This window comes from Pseudomonas sp. efr-133-TYG-103a (genome assembly GCF_030209235.1).
Taxonomy (GTDB): Bacteria; Pseudomonadota; Gammaproteobacteria; order Pseudomonadales; family Pseudomonadaceae; genus Aquipseudomonas.
In genome coordinates this window covers 1-19,431 of record NZ_JARVSK010000013.1, presented here as the reverse complement: position 1 = coordinate 19,431, position 19,431 = coordinate 1, and the positions used below count along the sequence as shown (strand labels likewise).

Below are 19,431 nucleotides of genomic sequence, written 5' to 3'. Positions count from 1 at the left end.
CTTACCAGATCGAATCGGGGCGCGCTACTCCCGGTTGTCGAGCTTGGCTCTCCAACGCGCCCGTGAACTATGACCGCAGCCAGAGCGTCGGGTTTTATATTATTTTGCGGTGCCATCAGTCTAGCCCCTCCAGCGATAACGCCCGGTTTTCTGGATTGTCGGTTGCAGGACTTCAAAGCGGCGGTCGATAAATCCTGTAGCGCGCTGGTCGCTTGGGTAGAATCCTCAGCTTGTTTCGCACAATCGTCATTAAAGGAAGGCCAATGCCACAGCCCTACAGTGCGCGCAGTCGCGCCATCGAACCCTTTCATGTCATGGCACTGCTGGCGCGGGCCAATGAACTGCAGGCGGCGGGGCACGATGTCATTCACCTCGAAATCGGCGAGCCCGACTTCACGACGGCCGAACCTATCGTCAAAGCCGGTCAGGCCGCTCTGGCAGCCGGAAAAACCCGATACACCGCAGCCCGTGGCCTGCCTGAACTGCGCGACGCGATTGCCGGCTACTACGCCAGCCGTTATGGCCTGGACATCGATCCGCGACGGATCCTGATTACTCCAGGCGGTTCGGGCGCGTTGTTGCTGGCGACCAGTCTGCTGGTCGATCCCGGTAAGCACTGGTTGTTGGCCGACCCGGGATATCCCTGCAACCGGCACTTCCTGCGTCTGGTCGAGGGCGCTGCGCAATTGGTGCCGGTCGGCCCGGACGTCCGCTACCAGCTCACGCCTGAACTGATCGCCAGCCACTGGAACGAGGACAGTGTCGGCGCCCTGGTCGCGTCCCCGGCCAACCCGACAGGTACGTTGCTGCATCGTGATGAACTTGCCGCGCTTTCATCCTCGCTCAAGGCGCGCGATGGGCATCTGGTGGTTGACGAGATTTATCACGGCCTGACCTACGGCACCGACGCGGCCAGTGTCCTGGAAGTGGATAACGACGCTTTTGTGCTCAATAGCTTTTCAAAGTATTTCGGCATGACGGGATGGCGTCTTGGTTGGCTGGTCGCTCCGGAAGTCGCGGTCGGTGATCTGGAAAAACTCGCTCAAAACTTGTACATCAGCGCGCCGAGCATGGCGCAGAGTGCTGCCCTGGCCTGTTTCGAGCCGCAAACGCTGGCTATCCTCGAAGAGCGTCGTGCCGAATTCGGTAAGCGTCGGGACTTCCTGCTGCCTGCATTGCGTGAGTTGGGCTTCAATATCGCCGTCGAGCCGGAAGGCGCGTTCTATCTATATGCGGACATCAGCACCTTCGGCGGTGATGCGTTCGCATTCTGCCGGCATTTTCTGGAAACCGAGCACGTCGCGTTTACTCCCGGGCTTGATTTTGGCCGCTATCAGGCCGGCCATCACGTGCGTTTCGCTTACACGCAAAGCCTGCCGCGCCTGCAGGAAGCCGTGGAGCGGATCGGACGTGGCCTGCGGAGCTGGCAAGGCTGATGCGTTTTTCTCCTCCTCTCGAAGAAGCTCGGCTGATCCAGCGCTACAAGCGGTTCCTGGCCGATATCGAAACCCCAAGCGGCGAAACGCTGACCATTCACTGCCCCAACACCGGTTCCATGTTCAATTGCATGATGCCGGGCGGCCGGGTCTGGTTCAGCCGCTCCAATGGTCCCAAACGCAAGCTGCCCGGCACGTGGGAGATCAGCGAAACACCTCAAGGTCGCTTCGCGTGCGTCAACACCGGCCGTGCCAACAAGCTGGTGGAAGAGGCGCTGCTGGCAGGCGTGATCACAGAACTGAACGGGTTTACTGCAATCAAGCGCGAAGTCGCTTACGGGCAGGAAAACAGTCGCGTCGATTTTCGTCTGGATTACCCCCTGGGCCCGCTGTTTCTTGAAGTGAAGAGCGTGACGCTGGGTTTTGACGACAGCAATGTCGCGGCATTTCCTGACGCCGTCACCCAGCGCGGCGCCAAACATTTGCGTGAATTGGCGACGCTGGCGCGGGAAGGCGTGCGGGCAGTGCTGCTGTATTGCGTGAACCTGACGGGTGTCGAGGGTGTACGGCCGGCGGAAGAGATCGACGCCGCCTACGCGGCAGCCCTGCGCGAAGCCGTTGCGGCCGGTGTGGAGGTCCTGGCGTATGGGGTGCAGTTGACGCCCGACGAAGCGCGCATCGACCGGCGACTACAGATCCATCTGCATGATCTCAATCATCCCGTGCCTGTTCTGGCAGATTGATCCACACACCGTCCGCATCTTCGGCGCAGGCGATTGCGCCCAGGGCCTGACCCTCGCAGGGGCCCGCGACGCATTCGCCGCTTTCTATGAGAAACAGGGCGCCGTGAGTGGCGCACTGAATCAGGCTGGCGCTGCTGTCCAGAAACCGGTCCGGCTGCCATTCCAGTGCCACGCCCCGATGAGGACAGCGATTGCGGTAGACGTAAATCTGCCCGGCGCGACGGATTGCCATCAGCGCCAGGCCCTCGACCTCAAAGCCAACGCTTTTGCCCTCTTTGACGCGGTCGCTGTTGCACAGGTATTTCAGCGTAGGCTCCTTCGCGCTTGACGCGTAAATGCAAATAATTATCAAATTGCCCGGCTTCGACCTGCAGCATCGACAGTGTGCCAGCTTGCTGAATCGCGAGTCGACACGACGTACCAGAGGAACCGCTGACAAGCGCACTCCGTTTCGCCTTCCTTATAAGGGATCTCCCCGTTATGCGTTTCATGACCCGACTGACCGCGATCCTGACCGGCCTGGTGATTGCGAACCTGGCCTTGGCCGACACTCCATCGCCGCAACGCTGGGTCAGCGCCGGGGGCGCGTTGACCGAGTGGGTCGTGGCATTGGGCGGCGAGTCGTATCTGGTCGGCGTCGACACCACCAGCCAGCACCCGCAGACGCTGAAAACGCTGCCCAGCATCGGTTATCAGCGTCAGATGTCGTCGGAAGGCATCCTCAGTCTGCGTCCGGACATTCTTGTCGGGACCGAAGAAATGGGGCCTCCCGCTGTCATCGAACAATTGCGTGCTGCCGGCATCAAGGTGCAAGTGTTATCTGCCAGCGCTGATGTGTCTGCACTGAAAGGTAATCTGGAAACGCTTGGCTCATTGCTCGGCAAACAGGATGAGGCCCGTCGTCTCAGCGAGAGCTTCGCGCGGCAACTGGACAGTCAGCACACGTGGGTCGATCAGGCGCAACAGCATCAGTCGGCCCCTGGCGTGTTGCTGCTGGTCAGTCATGCGGGCGCCGCGCCCATGGTTGCAGGCGCAGGGACCGTGGGCGACTGGTTGATCAAGCAGGCTGGAGGCCGCAATCTGGCCACCCACAGCGGTTATAAGATTTTCTCCGCCGAGGCCATGGCGGGGCTCAGTCCCGAGGTGATGGTGTTCACCGACCGCGCCCAGAATGGCGCTTCGGCGCGTGACGCCCTGCTCAAGCAGAACCCGGTACTGGCGGCCTCTCGGGCTGCGCGTGACAACAGATTCGTGGAAATCGACCCAACGCTGCTGGTGGGTGGCTTGGGCCCACGTCTGCCTGAGGCGATCAAGCACTTGAGCAAAGCCTTCTATCCTGCAGATACCTCCATCAACGCCAAGGTGTCGCCCGCTCAATGAGGGTCATCCTGCAACCGCGAACGCTGTTCATCGTGCTGAGCGTGGCGTGTCTACTGGCCGTGTGGCTGTCTCTTGCGCTAGGGCCGGTCAGTCTGCCGCTGATGGATACCTTGCGCGCCGGCCTGCGCCTGCTCGGCTTTCCGATTGCCGGCCACGACTTGCAGCAAGCCGAATTGATCCTTGGCCAGATCCGTCTGCCACGCACGTTGCTCGGTCTGGCGGTGGGCGCGGTGCTGGCGCTGTCTGGCGTCGCGATGCAAGGCCTGTTTCGCAATCCACTGGCCGACCCCGGTCTGGTTGGCGTTTCCAGCGGCGCAGCACTCGGCGCGGCCGTCGCCATTGTGGCAGCCGCTTCACTGGGTGGGCTGCCGGAAGCCTTCGCACCGTATCTGCTTTCCCTCTGTGCCTTCGCTGGCGGATTGATGGTGACCGGTATCGTTTACCGGCTAGGCAGGCGCGATGGCCAGACCAGCGTCGGCATCATGTTGCTGGCGGGCGTGGCGATGACGGCGCTGGCCGGCTCAATCATCGGGCTTTTCACGTATCTGGCGGACGACGCGACGTTGCGCACGCTGACATTCTGGAACCTGGGCACGCTCAACGGCGCGAGTTACGCGCGTTTGTGGCCGCTGTTGCTGGTCTGCGTGCTCGTGATCGTTTGGCTGCCGCGTCGGGCGAAAGCGTTGAACGCGCTGTTGCTGGGTGAGTCCGAAGCGCGTCACCTGGGTATCGAGGTGGAGCGTCTCAAGGGCGAATTGATCCTGTGCATCGCGCTCGGCGTGGGCGCGGCCGTGGCGGCGGCCGGACTGATCGGGTTTGTCGGTCTGATCGTGCCGCATCTGGTCCGGCTGATCGCAGGCCCCGATCATCGGGTGGTGTTGCCTGCGTCGGCGCTGGCTGGTGCGAGCCTGCTGCTGTTCGCCGACGTCTTTGCCCGTCTGGTGCTGGCTCCGGCGGAGTTGCCGATCGGTATCGTGACGGCATTCCTCGGCGCGCCCTTCTTTTTATTCCTGCTGGTCAGAGGGCGGACCTGATGATCGCCGAAAACCTCTGCGTTCACCGGGACGGCAAGGACGTCCTGATGAATGTCGACCTGACGCTTGCCCCAGGCGAAATTCTTGGTGTGCTCGGTCCGAACGGCGCAGGAAAGAGCACGCTGCTCGGCGCCATGAGTGGTGAACTGAAAACCGCGAAAGGGCGGGTCAGCCTGGACAACCGCGCGCTGGCTGAATGGAGCGGTCGTGAGCGCGCGCGGCGCCTGGCGGTTTTGCCGCAGAGCTCGACGTTGAGCTTTGCATTCAACGTCCATGAGGTGATCGCCATGGGGCGACTGCCACACGATACGGGCCGGGAACGCGATGCCGAGATCATTCGTGCGTCACTTGAGGCAGTCGACTCGCTTCATCTGCAGGATCGCAATTACCTGACCTTGTCAGGGGGGGAGCGTCAGCGGGTGCATCTGGCGCGAGTGCTGGCACAATTGGGAGGGGGCGAGGGCGCCCAGACGCTGTTGCTGGATGAGCCGACGTCCATGCTCGACCCCTTGCACCAACACACCACCTTGCAGGCCGTACGTGAATTTGCCGATCGCGGTGGTGCCGTGCTGGTCATCCTGCACGATCTGAACCTGGCTGCGCGCTACTGTGACCACCTGTTGCTGCTCGAAAACGGTCGACCTTATCTGTCAGGGTCGCCGCAGGTCGTGCTGGCGCCCGAGCCGCTGAAGTCGGTGTTCGGGCTGGACGTACTGGTGCAGCCTCATCCCGAGCGAGGCCATCCGCTGGTGATTACGCGTTGAGCCAGCGGCCAGGTCTGCTGCGCGCTCGGCGCCCTTTCTAAACACTGCGCTTGCAGGCAATGTCCTAAGGACATTTCCGATACTCGCGTAGGCTGACTCTCTCGCCGTCCCGAGACCCTTTCTTCGTACCCTCGCTGGATTATCGTCCGCTCAACGACAGCATCGAGGAGGCGGGATGAACGCAGTAAACGACAACAGCGAAGCGTTGGCACAGCAGGCGATTGGCTTGATGGAGCTGACATCGTTGAACGCCGATGACACTCAGGAACGGATCATCGCGTTATGCCAACGCGCGCTCACGCCTGTCGGGGATGTGGCCGCCGTGTGCGTTCTGCCCCGATTCGCAGGACTGGCGCGGCGCACGCTCGATAACCTGCGGGCGCGAGACGTCAAAGTAGTCGCGGCGGTCAATTTCCCCGGCGGAAGCCCGATGATCGCATCCGTGGAGTCGGAAACCCAGGCGGCCATTCTGGCGGGCGCTGACGAAATCGATCTGGTCTATCCGTTCCATGCGCTGTTGGGTGGCAATAAGCACATCGGTGGCGAAATGATCGCGGCCTGTAAGGCGAAATGCACCCGACGCGCCAATCTGACCATCACGCTGGAGACCGGCGTGCTGCGGGATCCGCAAATGATTTACGGCGTGTGTCGGGTCGCCATTCAGGAAGGCGCTGGCTTTCTGAAAACCAGCACAGGCAAGCAGATCGTCAGCGCCACCCCGCAAGCCAGCCGCATCCTGCTTGAAGCCATCGCCGAGACAGGCGCGCATGTCGGGCTGAAGGCTTCGGGCAATGTACGCACACTGGCAGAGGCGCAGGTTTACATGGAGCAGGCCAGCGCCCGATTCGGCGATTTCTGGCTGGAGCAGGGGAGGTTGCGTTTGGGTGCGACGAGTCTGCTGGATGATCTGTTGCTGCATCTGGGTGTGGGTTCGTAGCGCTTCTCGGCCGCTGTTCTCTTTTCTTCGGGCAAAAAAAGACCCGGCAAAAAGCCGGGTCAAAAACCGTGATTAGCCTGATGAGGAGATAATCTGAACGTCCGAACCAAGGAGCCATTCAGGTTACCGGCCAGTCTCGCGACTGGATGTGATAATCATAGTGATTCTCATTTGTAAGTCAACAGGCAATCCCAAACTATTTTCCTGCCTGCATGACATGAGCAGCAGCCTGCCGATTGCCCAGTCTTTCAAGCTGTTGATTGAGCGAGTTTTTTCGTTCGATGGATAAATCGCACCAGTGCAGGTCGAGCAGCGCGCCTTCAAGCGCGTAGAGAAGTACTTTCGAGGCGCGAAAGCCTTTGGTTCTGACGGCGCGATAAGCGTGAATGGCGCCAACACGACGAAGGTCGGCCGCGTTATGTATGCCTGCAGCATGCAGCCATTGAGCCGAGGTCTTCCCCAGATTTTTCATGCGTTGCAGTTCATCATCCATGATCATGACATGCGTCCTTGTGACTGTAGCTCCTTGTTAAACAGCTCCAGGACTTGACGCAAACTTCAGGACAAGCCGTAAGAATGAGTGTAGTTGCGATGGCGGGTGCGGAAGGTGATGACCTGCAAAAGTCGGCTCAAGGCGCCGAACGGTCATTCAATGGCAGGCAGCACGGCACGGGCCCGGCATGAGGGCTCATGCAGGGCGTCGGTGTTTTTGCTGTGGGAATCAGGACTTAGCGGGTGCGGTAACGCAGGCGAGTGCCGAAGTTGACTGACATGAGGATCTCGTCCGCGCTCAGTTCGGGTGGAAAGTACGCCCCGGAAATCTGAGCGTGAGCAATGCTGGCGCCTTCGAGCAGCGTGGTGCGGAAGTCAACGCCGCGCAGATCCGCAGAGCGAAAATACGCATCGCTGAAATCGATATCGGCAGCGTTGAGTTCGCGAAGGTCAAGACCGCGAAAGTCGCCGCCGGACAAATCGATGGGGCCTGTTTTGGGGCGCTGGAGATTGAAAGCGGTGATGTCGTCTTTGCGCAGTAAAGCGAACAGCGGTGAGTCGAGCTGCTTGGGCTGGTTCATCTGGCGTCCCCTTGTTGGAATTCTGACGCCATTATAATGCCACTATTCTCGAGCCGTGAAGCGATATCTCCACGACTCGACCACCGGTGAAGTCCTGCCTTAAAGCCCTGGCAGGCGCTGGCGAATGTCAGTGACCAGCCTGTCCAGATCGCCGCTGATATTGGTTTCAACATGCCGGCTGCGCAGGATTTCGTCCGCAGTCAGAGGCTCGCGGCTGGCAAGCTGAGCTTCGATGACCTCTATCGTCGCGTCGGAAGGGTCCTGATTGTGTGCCTGACGTTGGGCCAGCCAGCCCTGGATGACGGCTTTAGGCGCCGCGCAGTCGAGAATCAGGAAGGGCGCGCCGGTCGATTCGGCAATGTGCGCCGTCGCGAGACGTTGCTCCAGTTTCAGGTACGTGGCGTCGATCACGACCGGCAGCCCCGCATGCAGGACGACCGCCGCCAGCTCGTTCAGGCGCGCGTAAGTTGCATCGCTCGCATCGGCGGAGTACAGGTCCTTGCGGTCTTTGAACAGGCGCTTGCGCTCGACATCGGAACGCAGGCGAACGGCGCCCAGCGCTTCGACCAGGCGCATGGCCACATGGCTTTTCCCAACGGCGGAGACGCCATGAGTGATCGCCAGGAAATTCGATGGAATTGCGCTGTAGCTTTCCGCCAGATTGGCGTAGTTGCGATATTGGCGTAGCGTGGTGGCGCGCTGCACGTGATCGGCATCGGCTGAGAGGCTGAACAGGGCGACCTTGGCGCGGACCAGCGCCCGATACGCTTTGTAGAAGTTAAGCAGTTCCAGGCCTGCATAGTCGCCGGTGAGCTCCAGATACTGGCTGACGAAGCGACGCGAAAGGCTTTTCAGGCCGCGGTCTTCCAGGTCCATCGCAAGAAACCCGACATCGGCGTACACGTCGGTCATGCGGAACGGCTCGTTGAATTCGATGCAGTCGAAGATCACGACCTTGCCGTCGATCAATGTGGCGTTGCCCAGATGGATGTCGCCGTGGCACTCGCGGGTGAAGCCTTCGAGCTTGCGTTGCGCCATCAGAGGCTTGAGGCGCTCGAAGCTGGTTTTCGCCCAGGCTTCCAGGGCCTGCAGTTGGATCAAGTCAGCCTTTTCGCTCAGGAACGGCAAAATCTGCTCGAAGTTCTGTACGACAGGCGCCATCACGCTGTCTGGCGAACCATACGGCTTATCGACCGCCACCACTGGCGCCTTCAGATGAAACTCGGCGACCTGTCTGGCCATGTCGTCGATGTGCGCCGTGGTCAGTTCGCCGTTGGTTTGCAGCGTGCTGAGCAAACCATTCTGAGGGAACTGGCGCATTTTCAGAACGTATTCGATGGCCTCGCCTTCACCGCCCAGCTGCGGCGCTTCGGCAGTGCCGGTCACTGGCAGCACTTGCAGATACAAATCTTCGGTCAGGCGCTGGTTGAGCATCAATTCCTGCTCGCAGAAATGCTTGCGGTCGGCCAGCGTGGTGAAATCGAGGAAGCCGAAATTGACCGGCTTTTTCATCTTGTAAACATAAGGGCCCGTGAGCAGCACCCAGGAAATATGCGTTTCAATGAGCTGGAACTGCTCCACCGGATGTGGAAACAGAGCGGGGTTTTGCAGGGCTGCTATCAATGTCTGGCTCACGGACGATCCTTGAAAGATTACAAATCGGTGGAGAAGTGTCTGAAGGCGGCCATTATGGCCGCTTGGCGCATCGCTGCAAACCGCTGTGAGCGGCTCTGCCGATGACTTGGAAAGTGCGTATAATCCGCCGCCATGACCCGATCCCGTACTTCCAAAAAATCCCCGAAACCCGCCAACAGCCGCGTTCGCAGCCTGTTGGGCTGGGCCCTGAAACTCAGTCTTGTCGGCCTGGTGATCCTGGCCTGCTTCGCCGTTTACCTGGACTCCATCGTCCAGGAGAAATTCTCCGGCAAGCGCTGGACGATCCCGGCCAAGGTCTACGCTCGTCCGCTGGAATTGTTCGTCGGCCAGAAGCTGTCGCGCGACGACTTCCTGATCGAACTCGATGCGCTGGGCTATCGCCGTGAAAGCGTCGCCAACGGGCCCGGCGCTGCGTCGGTGAACGGCAACAGCGTCGATCTCAATACCCGCGGTTTTCAGTTTTATGAGGGCGCCGATCCTGCACAGCAGATTCACGTGCGCTTCTCCGGGGACTACGTCGCCGACCTGACCGCGGCCAACGGCTCCAAGCTCGCCGTCGCGCGCCTTGAACCGCTGATGATCGGCGGGCTGTATCCGAAGAACCTTGAAGACCGGATCCTCATCAAGCTCGATCAGGCGCCGCCTTATCTGCTCGACACGCTGGTCACCGTCGAAGACCGCGATTTCTACCACCACTTTGGCGTATCGCCGAAGTCCATCGCCCGTGCCTTCTGGGTCAACGCATCGGCAGGCCAGATGCGCCAGGGCGGGTCGACGCTGACTCAGCAGTTGGTGAAAAACTTTTACCTGACCAACGAGCGCAGCATTACGCGTAAGCTCACCGAAGCGATGATGGCTGTGCTGCTGGAGATCCATTACAGCAAGCAGGAGATTCTCGAGGCTTACCTGAACGAAGTGTTCGTCGGTCAGGATGGTCAGCGTGCGGTGCACGGCTTTGGCCTTGCGAGTCAGTATTTCTTCAGTCAGCCGCTGTCCGAGCTGAAGCTGCATCAGGTGGCGTTGCTGGTCGGTCTGGTCAAAGGGCCTTCTTATTACAACCCGCGTCGCAACCCGGACCGTGCGTTGGAGCGGCGAAATCTGGTGCTGGACCTGCTGGAGCAGCAAGGCGTCGCCACGCCTGAAGCGGTGGCGGCGGCGAAGAAAATGCCGCTGGGCGTCACCAAGACAGGTTCTTTGGCCGACAGCTCGTTCCCGGACTTCCTCGATCTGGTCAAACGCCAGTTGCGTCAGGACTACCGGGACGAAGACTTGACCGAGGAAGGGCTGCGGATCTTCACCAGCTTCGATCCGATCCTGCAAATGAAGTCCGAAGCTGCAGTGCGTGAGAGCTTCGCGAAGATTGCGGGGCGCAAGGGCGCGGACGAAATGGAAACGGCGATGGTCGTGACCAACCCCGAGACTGGCGAGGTTCAGGCGCTGATCGGCAGCCGGCAGGCGGGCTTTGCCGGCTTCAATCGGGCGCTGGATGCGGTCAGGCCGATTGGCTCGTTGGTCAAGCCGGCTATCTACCTGACTGCGCTGGAGCGGCCTCAACAGTACACCCTCACCAGTTGGGTGCCAGACGAGCCGTTTCAGGTGAAAGGTGCGGATGGCCAGATCTGGAAACCGCAGAACTTTGATCACAAGGCCCACGGGAATATCTTCCTGTACCAGGGGCTGGCGCATTCTTACAACTTGTCGAGCGCCAAGCTGGGGCTTGATCTGGGCGTGCCGAATGTTTTCAAGACGCTGACCAAGCTGGGCGTGACCCGTGACTGGCCGACGTTCCCGTCGATGCTGCTGGGCGCTGGCGCCTTGAGCCCGATAGAAGTCGCGACGATGTACCAGACGATCGCCAGCGGTGGTTTCAATACGCCATTGCGCGGGATCCGCAGCGTGCTCACGGCGGAGGGCGAGCCGCTCAAACGTTATCCGTTCCAGATCCAGCAGCGTTTCGATCCGGGTTCGATCTATCTCCTGCAGAACGCCATGCAGCGGGTCATGCGTGAAGGCACAGGCAAGTCGGTGTACAACGTCTTGCCGAGCACGCTGAATCTGGCGGGCAAGTCCGGCACCACGAACGACTCCCGAGACAGCTGGTTTGCAGGTTTCAGTCAGGATCTGCTGGCGATTGTCTGGATGGGGCGCGACGATAACGGCAAGACGCCGTTCACCGGTGCGACTGGCGCGTTGCAGATCTGGACCAGCTTCATGAAAAAAGCCGATCCGCTGCCGCTGGACATGGCGATGCCTGACAACGTCGTGCAGGCGTGGGTCAATGCGAGCACCGGACAGGGCACCGATCCAAGCTGCCCGAACGCTGTGCAGATGCCGTATATTCGCGGCAGTGAGCCGCAACCCGGCCCGACATGCGGTGGACCGTCAGCGCCTGCCGATTCGGTGATGGACTGGGTCAAAGGCTGGTTGAACTAAGCAAAGAGGGTGTCAAGTGAACAAGTGGTGGATTCCGGCTTTAACGGCCTTGGCTTTGCTTAACGGTTGTGCAAGTCAGACGCGCAGCGCCATTCCGGTGGTGGACTCCGGGTCGCGCGTGTCCAACAGCGAGCGCGTTTCATCGAACCGCAACAACACCTATCGCGCGCCGGTCCAGAACCAGGCTCAGCCTCAGGCCATTCCCGAGGATTCAGGCGTTGTGGTGATGGTGCCAGGCGGCGCTAATGCCAGTGCTGCGCCGATCTCGACATTCGTGCCGCCGAGCAATAACGCCCCCATCAGCACCGCCCCGATCGATACTTCACCGGTCAATCAGGCGCCGGCGGGCAGCACGTATACCCCGCCAGCGGCTACCAGCAACACCTACAACATGCCATCTTCATCGGCGCCGACCGGCATCCCGTCGGCGTCCAGCGGTGGCCTGTCAGCTGACGAGCAGCTTGATGGCCCGGTGCTGGCCTTGCTGACCACCGCTCAACAGCAGCAGAGCAGCGGCGATCTCAACGGCGCAGCCTCCAGCCTCGAGCGCGCTCAGCGGGTCGCTCCGCGTGAACCTCAGGTTCTCTATCGTCTGGCACAGGTTCGCCTGGCTCAGGGCGACGCCCCGCAGGCCGAGCAACTGGCCCGTCGCGGCCTGACCTATGCCAATGGCCGCGCCAGTCTTCAGGCGAGCCTTTGGGGACTGATCGCGCAATCACGCGAGAAGCAGGGCGATGCGGCCGGTGCAGCCTTGGCGCGGCAGAAAGCCAATGGATAAACGCTTCCCGGAGATCGCTGACCAACTGCTGTTGATCGAACGCGAGCTTCGTGTGCTGGGCTGGTGGAGGGAGGTGCCGCCCAGCGACGAAGAGCTCGCCAGCCGCGAGCCGTTTTGTGTCGATACGCTGGATTTCGATCAATGGCTGCAGTGGATTTTCCTGCCACGCATGAAGACCATTCTTGAGCAGGACCTGGCGCTGCCCAGCGCCTCCGGCATCCTGGAAATGGCGCAGATGGTGTACGCCACCCGCGCTCGCGAAACCCGTGAGCTGCAAGCCCTGCTGGCTCAGTTCGACCGCCTGATCACTGAATCGACCTGACCTCAGTTGCAGTTGTCGTCGAGGTACTGCTTGACCTCGACGATACGCGCCTGACGTTCCTCCTCGGTAAAACGCCGGAATTCTCCATTCACTTCTTCGCGCACTCGCGGATTGTTCTGTAGCTGCGCAAGGTTGGTGCGCTGTCTTTCGCACGCCTCCTTGCGCTTGGCATCCTGGGCCGCGACCTGCCTTCTGATCTTCGCGTCCGTGGCTTGCTGTTCTTCGGCGCCGCTGGACTGCGAAGGTGAAGGCGGAGGCGGTGCGACGGGCTTTTGCGTCTCGATCTCTTGCGCAGGCTGTCCTGCCGGCGGCTGCGCGTCGAAGTGAGTCACGCCCTGGGCGTCGACCCATTTATAGATCTGGGCCGCCTGACTGACCACCGGGCTGACCGCACATGCCAGCGTGGCGGCAAAAATCATCCAGCGCATTGCTGCTTCCTTAACGTCTGTGGCTGTCTGGCGGAAAACTATCACAAGCCTGCCACGACGACCTCATTCGGTGCTTTTTCATGCCCGGTGGGTGAAGAAAGCGCATGGATGACTTGACTTGCAGGGAGCGAATCAGAACAATCCAAAGTTCGCTGTAGAGGGACTGCCAGAAGCAGACCGTCTCGGTAGATCATGAGGCGCACACCCGCGCCGACCTGTAACACCCGCAACGCGTTACCTCGCGCTGGGTGGGAAGACCCCGAAACACTTAAGGGGCGATCCCAATACTTGCTCAGTCAGTGCTGACGTAGTCGGCGACCACCGTCGCTCATGCTCTGCTTTGCAGTAAACCTATTAAGACCCGTCTCCTCGTTTGTGTGGACGGTATTCTGGCGTTTTAGAGGTGAACAACGTGGAGCTTTTATCTGGCGCTGAAATGGTCGTCCGCTTTTTGCGTGACGAAGGCGTTGAGCATATCTATGGGTACCCGGGTGGTGCCCTCCTGCATATTTACGACGCGCTGTTCAAAGAACCGGCTGTGAGCCACATCCTCGTTCGTCACGAACAGGCTGCCACTCACATGGCCGACGGTTATGCTCGTGCCACCGGCAAAGCGGGCGTGGTCCTGGTGACCTCTGGTCCCGGCGCCACCAATGCGATCACCGGTATCGCCACGGCCTACATGGACTCGATCCCGATGGTCGTGCTGTCGGGTCAGGTTCCGAGCACCATGGTGGGGACCGACGCATTCCAGGAAACCGACATGATCGGTATCTCCCGGCCGATCGTGAAGCACAGCTTCATGATCAAACACCCGTCGGAAATCCCGGAAGTTCTCAAAAAGGCCTTCTACCTGGCGCAGTCCGGCCGTCCTGGTCCTGTCGTTGTCGACATTCCGAAAGACATGACCAACCCGGCCGAGAAGTTCGAATACGTATTCCCCAAGAAAGCCAAGCTGCGTTCTTACAGCCCGGCTGTTCGTGGTCACTCCGGTCAGATCCGCAAAGCCGTGGAAATGCTGGTCGCGGCCAAGCGCCCGATCATCTACGCCGGCGGCGGCGTAGTCATGGGCAATGGCTCGGCGCAACTGACCGAACTGGCACAGCTTCTTAATGCTCCGGTGACCAATACGCTGATGGGTCTCGGCGCCTACCCGGGTACCGATCGCCAGTTCGTCGGCATGCTCGGCATGCACGGCAGCTACACCGCCAACCTTGCGATGCACCACGCTGACGTGATTCTGGCTGTCGGCGCACGCTTCGACGACCGCGTCATCAACGGGCCATCGAAGTTCTGTCCGAACGCCAAAGTCATCCACATCGATATTGACCCGGCGTCGATCTCCAAGACCATCAAGGCTGACGTGCCTATCGTCGGTCCGGTCGAGAGCGTTCTGACCGAGATGGTCACGACCCTCAAGGAAATCGGCGAGACGCCAAGCAAGGATTCGGTGGCTACCTGGTGGAAGCAAATCGATGAGTGGCGTGCCGGTGGGGATCTGTTCCCGTACAACCGTGGCGACGGCAGCCTGATCAAGCCTCAGACGGTCATCGAAACATTGTGCGAAGTCACCAAGGGCGATGCTTACGTTTCGTCCGACGTGGGTCAGCACCAGATGTTTGCGGCTCAGTACTACCGCTTCAACAAGCCTAACCGCTGGATCAACTCTGGCGGCCTGGGCACGATGGGCTTCGGTCTGCCGGCGGCCATGGGCGTTGCGCTGAGCTTTCCGGATGCAGACGTCGCCTGCGTGACAGGCGAGGGCAGCATCCAGATGAACATCCAGGAACTGTCGACCTGCCTGCAATACAACCTGCCGGTGAAGATCATCCTGCTCAACAACGGCGTGCTCGGCATGGTTCGTCAATGGCAGGACATGAGCTACAGCGGCCGCCACTCGCATTCCTACATGGAGTCGCTGCCTGACTTCGTGAAGCTGGTCGAGGCGTATGGCCACGTCGGCATGAAGATCACCGATCTGAAAGACCTGAAGCCGAAAATGGAAGAAGCGTTCGCCATGAAGGATCGCCTGGTGTTCCTCGACATCCAGGTCGACGTCGCCGAGCACGTTTATCCGATGCAAATCAGAGACGGCTCGATGCGTGACATGTGGCTGAGCAAGACGGAGCGGACATAACCATGCGGCACATCATTTCGCTACTGCTGGAAAACGAACCGGGTGCCTTGTCTCGCGTCGTCGGGCTGTTTTCGCAGCGTAACTACAACATCGAAAGCCTGACCGTGGCGCCCACCGAAGACCCGACCCTGTCGCGTCTGACGCTGACGACCGTCGGGCACGATGAGGTGATCGAGCAGATCACCAAGAACCTCAACAAGCTGGTTGAAGTGGTCAAGTTGGTGGATCTGTCGGAAAGCGCCCATATCGAGCGTGAGCTGATGCTGATCAAGGTGAAGGCCACCGGTGCTCAACGTGCCGAGATCAAGCGCACCACCGATATTTTCCGTGGGCAGATCGTCGATGTTTCCAGCAGCGTTTATACCGTGCAGCTGACAGGGACGAGCGACAAACTGGACAGCTTCATCCAGGCCATCGGCACCACTGCCATCCTGGAAACAGTACGCAGCGGCGTCACGGGCATTGCCCGCGGCGACAAAGTGCTGAGCATCTAACCTACATTTAGCGAATGGCCTGAACGGCCGAGATAACAGGGGAATTTCATGAAAGTTTATTACGACAAAGACTGCGACCTTTCGATCATCCAGGGCAAAAAAGTTGCCATCATCGGTTACGGTTCGCAGGGCCACGCCCAAGCGTGCAACCTGAAAGACTCCGGCGTTGATGTCACCGTTGGTCTGCGCAAAGGTTCGGCCACTGTCGCCAAGGCTGAAGCCCACGGCCTGAAAGTGACTGACGTCGCTACCGCCGTTGCCGCTGCTGACCTGGTCATGATCCTGACCCCGGACGAGTTCCAGTCCCAGCTGTACAAGAACGAAATCGAGCCGAACATCAAGAAAGGCGCCACCCTGGCCTTCTCCCACGGTTTCGCGATTCACTACAACCAGGTCGTGCCACGCGCTGATCTGGACGTGATCATGATCGCGCCAAAAGCGCCAGGTCACACCGTACGTACCGAATTCGTCAAGGGCGGCGGCATCCCTGACCTGATCGCTGTTTACCAGGACGCCTCGGGCAACGCCAAAAACGTCGCGCTGTCTTACGCTTCGGGCGTGGGCGGTGGCCGTACCGGCATCATCGAAACCACGTTCAAAGATGAAACCGAAACTGACCTGTTCGGCGAACAAGCTGTTCTGTGCGGTGGTACCGTCGAGCTGGTGAAAGCCGGTTTCGAAACGCTGGTCGAAGCGGGTTACGCGCCAGAAATGGCGTACTTCGAGTGCCTGCACGAACTGAAACTGATCGTTGACCTCATGTACGAAGGCGGTATCGCCAACATGAACTACTCGATCTCCAACAACGCCGAATACGGCGAATACGTGACCGGTCCTGAAGTCATCAACGCCGAATCCCGTCAGGCCATGCGCAACGCTCTGAAGCGCATCCAGGACGGTGAGTACGCGAAGATGTTCATCGCCGAAGGCGCCAGCAACTATGCGTCGATGACCGCCAAGCGTCGTAACAACAAGGCTCACGGCATCGAGATCATCGGTGAGCAACTGCGCTCGATGATGCCTTGGATCGCGAAGAACAAAATCGTCGACCAGACCAAGAACTAAGCGTCACGCAATCTGGTTCCGGTTTACGAAAAGCGCGGCCTTCGGGTCGCGCTTTTTCGTTATGGGGGCTCATCTGGTATAAAGCTGCATCGTTTGCCGGCGCAGTGGCGCCGCGAGCACTTGTCGAAATTTCCCAGCTGCAAGGTGTTGTCCATGAGCGAACGTCCCGAAGAGCCGAACAAGGCCTCTGACGCCGAAAGCCTGCTACCGATCGATGAACATATTGAAGAAGGGCACGATGCCGAAGGGCGCAAGGTCCGTCATCGCGGTATTTATCTGCTGCCCAACCTGTTTACCACCGCGAACCTGTTTGCCGGTTTCTACGCCATCATCAGTGCCATGAGCGCTCAGAGCGCAATGAGTGCGGGCGATCAGGTCGGCGCGAGTAAATATTTCGCGTTCGCAGCGATCGCCATCTTCGTGGCGATGGTGCTCGATGGCCTGGATGGTCGCGTGGCGCGGATGACCAATACGCAGAGTGCATTCGGCGCTGAATACGATTCGCTCTCCGACATGGTCGCCTTCGGCGTGGCGCCGGCGCTGCTGGCGTTCGGCTGGGCACTTGGCGACATGGGCAAGGTTGGCTGGATGGTCGCCTTCATTTATGTGGCAGGCGCTGCGTTGCGTCTGGCGCGCTTCAATACCCAAGTGGGCAAGGCCGACAAGCGCTACTTCATCGGACTCGCCAGCCCGGCTGCTGCCGGCGTCGTGGCCGGTACGGTCTGGGCGTTCAGCGATTACGGGATTCAAGGCTCCAAGCTGTCCTTCCTGGTCGCGTTGCTGGTTGCCGCAGCGGGCATGCTCATGGTCAGCAACATCAAGTACAACAGCTTCAAGGAACTGGACCTCAAAGGCCGGGTGCCTTTTGTCGCCATCCTGGCCGTCGTGCTGGTGTTTGCCGTGGTGTTCAGTGATCCGCCGCGCATTCTGTTGCTGATCTTCCTGGGCTACGCTGCCTCGGGCCCGATCCAGTATCTGCTGCGCCTGCGTCGGCATAAGTAATCAATTTCCCGCATACTCCGCAGTCATAGGTACATCAGTTCTCTATCGCTGCGGAGTCAGTATGCTGATCAAGTCGCCATCAGCGTCCGATTGCAAAGAGTCGGACGTTACGCCTGAATCCCTTTACCTTTCTCGCCGTGCCGTGCTCGGCGCAACCTTTGCCGGATTCGCCGCCAGTGCGCTGCCACGCTGGTCCTTGGCGGACGAGGTTTCGCAGTATGCCGGCGTCGACCCGGGCGCAGCCCCTGCCTGGCTCAAAACCAGGCTGACCGCGACCCGGTGGCAGGCCGTCACGGTTAAAGACGAAGCCATCACGCCGTACAAGGACGCCACGCATTACAACAACTTCTATGAGTTCGGCACCGACAAGGGCGATCCTGCGCTCAATGCCGGATCGCTGAAGACCGAGCCGTGGAGCGTGGTCATCGACGGGGAGGTCGGCAAGCCGGGCAGGTACGCGCTCGAAGACTTCATCAAGCCTTACCAGCTGGAGGAGCGAATCTATCGGCTTCGTTGTGTCGAGGCCTGGTCGATGGTCATCCCGTGGATCGGGTTTCCGATATCCGAGCTTCTCAAGCAGGTCGAGCCTACTTCCAGCGCGAAGTACATCCGTTTCGAAACACTGCAGGATCCACAGAGCATGCCCGGGCAGCGTTCCGGCTTTGCCTTGATTGACTGGCCTTACGTAGAAGGGCTGCGCCTTGATGAGGCAATGAATCCGTTGGCAATCCTCGCGGTCGGCATGTATGGACGCGAGCTCCCGAACCAGAACGGGGCTCCGTTGCGCCTGGTCGTTCCATGGAAGTACGGCTTCAAAAGCGTGAAATCAATCGTGCGCATCAGTCTTGTGAGCGAACAGCCGAAGACGACCTGGCAGAGCATCGCGGCCAACGAATACGGTTTCTACGCCAACGTGAATCCAACGGTCGATCACCCGCGATGGACTCAGGCCCACGAGCGGCGTCTGCCGGGCAGCCTGTTTAGCCCCAACATACGGCAAACCGAAATGTTCAACGGGTATGGGGAGCAGGTCGCCTCTCTCTATACGGGTATGGATTTGCGGAAGAATTATTGATGCGGTTCTGGTTCTGGCGTCTGTCTGTTTTCGTCGCGGCATGTGTTGCGCCGGCGCTGTGGTTCCATCAGGCATGGATTCTCGATCTCGGGCCTGATCCGGGCAAGGCGCTGGTCGACCGGTTTGGATTGGGTACGCTGATCGTGTTGCTGGTAACGTTGGCCATGACCCCGCTGCAGCGCATCACCGGCTGGGCGGGCTGGATCGCGGTGCGTCGTCAGCTTGGGCTGTGGTGTTTCGCGTATGTCGTGCTGCACATGCTGGCTTATAGTTTCTTCATTCTAGGTTTCGATTGGGCTCAGCTTGGCGTGGAGTTGGTCAAGCGGCCCTACATTATCGTCGGGACGCTGGCTTTTCTCTGTCTTCTGGCACTGGCCGTTACTTCCAACCGCTATAGTCAGCGCCGACTTGGCACTCGGTGGAAGAAGTTGCACAGGCTTATCTATGCAGTGCTGGGCCTTGGTCTGCTGCATATGTTCTGGATTGTCCGGGCTGATCTCAAAGAGTGGTCCATTTATGCGAGCATCGGCGCGCTTCTTCTTCTCTTGCGGCTTCCTGTGATTGCAGGTCGCTTATCGCGGCGAAGAGCCCCTAAATTGGATGCGGCGAGAAAAGTTTGAATTAGTGCTTGACGCCCCTCTCAATGTCTCTATAATTCGCCCCACTTCCGGCGC

At 59.9% G+C, this 19,431-nt stretch carries 20 protein-coding genes; 15 read left to right on the top strand and 5 right to left on the bottom strand.

Annotated features, from left to right (window positions below; translation table 11 throughout):
• Positions 1-263 precede the first annotated feature (263 nt).
• Together QRN36_RS11490 and sfsA are read left to right on the top strand one after the other, a co-directional pair.
• Positions 264-1,436: a pyridoxal phosphate-dependent aminotransferase gene (locus tag QRN36_RS11490; RefSeq protein WP_285424189.1), complete on the top strand. Its 1,173-nt coding sequence runs from the start codon at positions 264-266 to the stop codon at positions 1,434-1,436.
• Entirely contained in the window at positions 1,436-2,179 is a 744-nt protein-coding gene (sfsA, locus tag QRN36_RS11485) for a DNA/RNA nuclease SfsA (protein ID WP_285424188.1), read from the top strand. Before QRN36_RS11490 ends, sfsA begins: the two co-directional genes overlap by 1 nt.
• On the opposite strand, the gene QRN36_RS11480 is transcribed toward sfsA, so the two are convergent.
• The gene (locus QRN36_RS11480) at positions 2,148-2,486 is read right to left on the bottom strand and encodes a Rieske 2Fe-2S domain-containing protein (RefSeq protein ID WP_285424353.1); all 339 of its coding nucleotides are present in this window, start codon (positions 2,484-2,486) and stop codon (positions 2,148-2,150) included. The two genes, sfsA and QRN36_RS11480, sit on opposite strands and share 32 nt — an antisense overlap.
• Before the next feature lie 173 nt (positions 2,487-2,659).
• On the opposite strand from QRN36_RS11480, the gene QRN36_RS11475 reads away from it, so the two are divergent.
• From QRN36_RS11475 to deoC, 4 genes are all read left to right on the top strand, one after another.
• On the top strand, positions 2,660-3,559 hold the full coding sequence (locus tag QRN36_RS11475; RefSeq protein WP_285424187.1) for a hemin ABC transporter substrate-binding protein: 900 nt from the start codon (positions 2,660-2,662) through the stop codon (positions 3,557-3,559).
• Positions 3,556-4,593 (top strand): iron ABC transporter permease, encoded by a 1,038-nt coding sequence (locus tag QRN36_RS11470; protein ID WP_285424186.1) that lies wholly within the window; start codon positions 3,556-3,558, stop codon positions 4,591-4,593. Before QRN36_RS11475 ends, QRN36_RS11470 begins: the two co-directional genes overlap by 4 nt.
• Positions 4,593-5,357, top strand: a complete 765-nt coding sequence (locus tag QRN36_RS11465) for a heme ABC transporter ATP-binding protein (protein ID WP_373568735.1) — start codon at positions 4,593-4,595, stop codon at positions 5,355-5,357. The genes QRN36_RS11470 and QRN36_RS11465 overlap by 1 nt, the downstream gene beginning before the upstream one ends.
• A 175-nt stretch (positions 5,358-5,532) precedes the next feature.
• A complete protein-coding gene (deoC, locus tag QRN36_RS11460) occupies positions 5,533-6,294 on the top strand; it encodes a deoxyribose-phosphate aldolase (RefSeq protein WP_285424185.1) in 762 nt (253 codons plus the stop codon).
• Positions 6,295-6,490: 196 nt separating this feature from the next.
• Here deoC and QRN36_RS11455 read toward each other — a convergent pair whose 3' ends face one another.
• The 3 genes from QRN36_RS11455 to QRN36_RS11445 form a co-directional block, all read right to left on the bottom strand.
• The gene (locus tag QRN36_RS11455; protein WP_285424351.1) at positions 6,491-6,787 is read right to left on the bottom strand and encodes a TfoX/Sxy family protein; all 297 of its coding nucleotides are present in this window, start codon (positions 6,785-6,787) and stop codon (positions 6,491-6,493) included.
• A 235-nt stretch (positions 6,788-7,022) separates the two neighbouring features.
• Entirely contained in the window at positions 7,023-7,367 is a 345-nt protein-coding gene (locus QRN36_RS11450; protein WP_285424184.1) for a pentapeptide repeat-containing protein, read from the bottom strand.
• Positions 7,368-7,466: 99 nt separating this feature from the next.
• The gene (locus QRN36_RS11445) at positions 7,467-9,002 is read right to left on the bottom strand and encodes a bifunctional aminoglycoside phosphotransferase/ATP-binding protein (protein ID WP_285424183.1); all 1,536 of its coding nucleotides are present in this window, start codon (positions 9,000-9,002) and stop codon (positions 7,467-7,469) included.
• 132 nt (positions 9,003-9,134) lie between these two features.
• On the opposite strand from QRN36_RS11445, the gene mrcB reads away from it, so the two are divergent.
• From mrcB to QRN36_RS11430, 3 genes are read left to right on the top strand one after another with little or no spacing between them, the layout of a single operon-like run.
• Positions 9,135-11,456: a penicillin-binding protein 1B gene (mrcB, locus tag QRN36_RS11440; RefSeq protein WP_285424182.1), complete on the top strand. Its 2,322-nt coding sequence runs from the start codon at positions 9,135-9,137 to the stop codon at positions 11,454-11,456.
• Between the two features lie 16 nt (positions 11,457-11,472).
• The gene (locus QRN36_RS11435; protein WP_093469276.1) at positions 11,473-12,234 is read left to right on the top strand and encodes a M48 family metallopeptidase; all 762 of its coding nucleotides are present in this window, start codon (positions 11,473-11,475) and stop codon (positions 12,232-12,234) included.
• Complete coding sequence (locus QRN36_RS11430; RefSeq protein ID WP_285424180.1) at positions 12,227-12,556, top strand: YqcC family protein; 330 nt, start codon at positions 12,227-12,229, stop codon at positions 12,554-12,556. Before QRN36_RS11435 ends, QRN36_RS11430 begins: the two co-directional genes overlap by 8 nt.
• A 2-nt stretch (positions 12,557-12,558) precedes the next feature.
• Here the strand turns inward: QRN36_RS11430 and QRN36_RS11425 are convergent, their stop codons facing one another.
• On the bottom strand, positions 12,559-12,984 hold the full coding sequence (locus QRN36_RS11425) for a DUF4124 domain-containing protein (RefSeq protein ID WP_285424179.1): 426 nt from the start codon (positions 12,982-12,984) through the stop codon (positions 12,559-12,561).
• Positions 12,985-13,396: 412 nt separating this feature from the next.
• Between QRN36_RS11425 and QRN36_RS11420 the strand changes: the two genes are divergently transcribed.
• The 6 genes from QRN36_RS11420 (at position 13,397) to msrQ (ending at position 19,377) form a co-directional block, all read left to right on the top strand.
• Positions 13,397-15,121: an acetolactate synthase 3 large subunit gene (locus QRN36_RS11420; protein WP_285424178.1), complete on the top strand. Its 1,725-nt coding sequence runs from the start codon at positions 13,397-13,399 to the stop codon at positions 15,119-15,121.
• Between the two features lie 2 nt (positions 15,122-15,123).
• A complete protein-coding gene (gene ilvN / locus QRN36_RS11415) occupies positions 15,124-15,615 on the top strand; it encodes an acetolactate synthase small subunit (RefSeq protein ID WP_093469284.1) in 492 nt (163 codons plus the stop codon).
• Between the two features lie 48 nt (positions 15,616-15,663).
• Positions 15,664-16,680 (top strand): ketol-acid reductoisomerase, encoded by a 1,017-nt coding sequence (ilvC, locus tag QRN36_RS11410; RefSeq protein ID WP_093469287.1) that lies wholly within the window; start codon positions 15,664-15,666, stop codon positions 16,678-16,680.
• A gap of 153 nt (positions 16,681-16,833) precedes the next feature.
• Positions 16,834-17,682 (top strand): CDP-diacylglycerol--serine O-phosphatidyltransferase, encoded by an 849-nt coding sequence (pssA, locus tag QRN36_RS11405; protein WP_074759257.1) that lies wholly within the window; start codon positions 16,834-16,836, stop codon positions 17,680-17,682.
• A gap of 61 nt (positions 17,683-17,743) precedes the next feature.
• Entirely contained in the window at positions 17,744-18,757 is a 1,014-nt protein-coding gene (gene msrP, locus QRN36_RS11400; protein ID WP_285424175.1) for a protein-methionine-sulfoxide reductase catalytic subunit MsrP, read from the top strand.
• The gene (msrQ, locus tag QRN36_RS11395; RefSeq protein ID WP_285424174.1) at positions 18,757-19,377 is read left to right on the top strand and encodes a protein-methionine-sulfoxide reductase heme-binding subunit MsrQ; all 621 of its coding nucleotides are present in this window, start codon (positions 18,757-18,759) and stop codon (positions 19,375-19,377) included. Before msrP ends, msrQ begins: the two co-directional genes overlap by 1 nt.
• Positions 19,378-19,431 lie beyond the last annotated feature (54 nt).

What these genes read in the sequence shown, in the direction of transcription:
- QRN36_RS11465 (WP_373568735.1), top strand. Translation starts at nt 4,593, where the DNA reads ATGATCGCCGAAAACCTCTGCGTTCACCGGGACGGCAAGGACGTCCTG.
- mrcB (WP_285424182.1), top strand. Translation starts at nt 9,135, where the DNA reads ATGACCCGATCCCGTACTTCCAAAAAATCCCCGAAACCCGCCAACAGC.
- ilvN (WP_093469284.1), top strand. Translation starts at nt 15,124, where the DNA reads ATGCGGCACATCATTTCGCTACTGCTGGAAAACGAACCGGGTGCCTTG.
- QRN36_RS11455 (WP_285424351.1), bottom strand. Translation starts at nt 6,787, where the DNA reads ATGGATGATGAACTGCAACGCATGAAAAATCTGGGGAAGACCTCGGCT.
- deoC (WP_285424185.1), top strand. Translation starts at nt 5,533, where the DNA reads ATGAACGCAGTAAACGACAACAGCGAAGCGTTGGCACAGCAGGCGATT.
- msrQ (WP_285424174.1), top strand. Translation starts at nt 18,757, where the DNA reads ATGCGGTTCTGGTTCTGGCGTCTGTCTGTTTTCGTCGCGGCATGTGTT.
- QRN36_RS11475 (WP_285424187.1), top strand. Translation starts at nt 2,660, where the DNA reads ATGCGTTTCATGACCCGACTGACCGCGATCCTGACCGGCCTGGTGATT.
- msrP (WP_285424175.1), top strand. Translation starts at nt 17,744, where the DNA reads ATGCTGATCAAGTCGCCATCAGCGTCCGATTGCAAAGAGTCGGACGTT.
- QRN36_RS11470 (WP_285424186.1), top strand. Translation starts at nt 3,556, where the DNA reads ATGAGGGTCATCCTGCAACCGCGAACGCTGTTCATCGTGCTGAGCGTG.
- pssA (WP_074759257.1), top strand. Translation starts at nt 16,834, where the DNA reads ATGAGCGAACGTCCCGAAGAGCCGAACAAGGCCTCTGACGCCGAAAGC.
- ilvC (WP_093469287.1), top strand. Translation starts at nt 15,664, where the DNA reads ATGAAAGTTTATTACGACAAAGACTGCGACCTTTCGATCATCCAGGGC.
- QRN36_RS11425 (WP_285424179.1), bottom strand. Translation starts at nt 12,984, where the DNA reads ATGCGCTGGATGATTTTTGCCGCCACGCTGGCATGTGCGGTCAGCCCG.
- QRN36_RS11450 (WP_285424184.1), bottom strand. Translation starts at nt 7,367, where the DNA reads ATGAACCAGCCCAAGCAGCTCGACTCACCGCTGTTCGCTTTACTGCGC.
- QRN36_RS11430 (WP_285424180.1), top strand. Translation starts at nt 12,227, where the DNA reads ATGGATAAACGCTTCCCGGAGATCGCTGACCAACTGCTGTTGATCGAA.
- sfsA (WP_285424188.1), top strand. Translation starts at nt 1,436, where the DNA reads ATGCGTTTTTCTCCTCCTCTCGAAGAAGCTCGGCTGATCCAGCGCTAC.
- QRN36_RS11490 (WP_285424189.1), top strand. Translation starts at nt 264, where the DNA reads ATGCCACAGCCCTACAGTGCGCGCAGTCGCGCCATCGAACCCTTTCAT.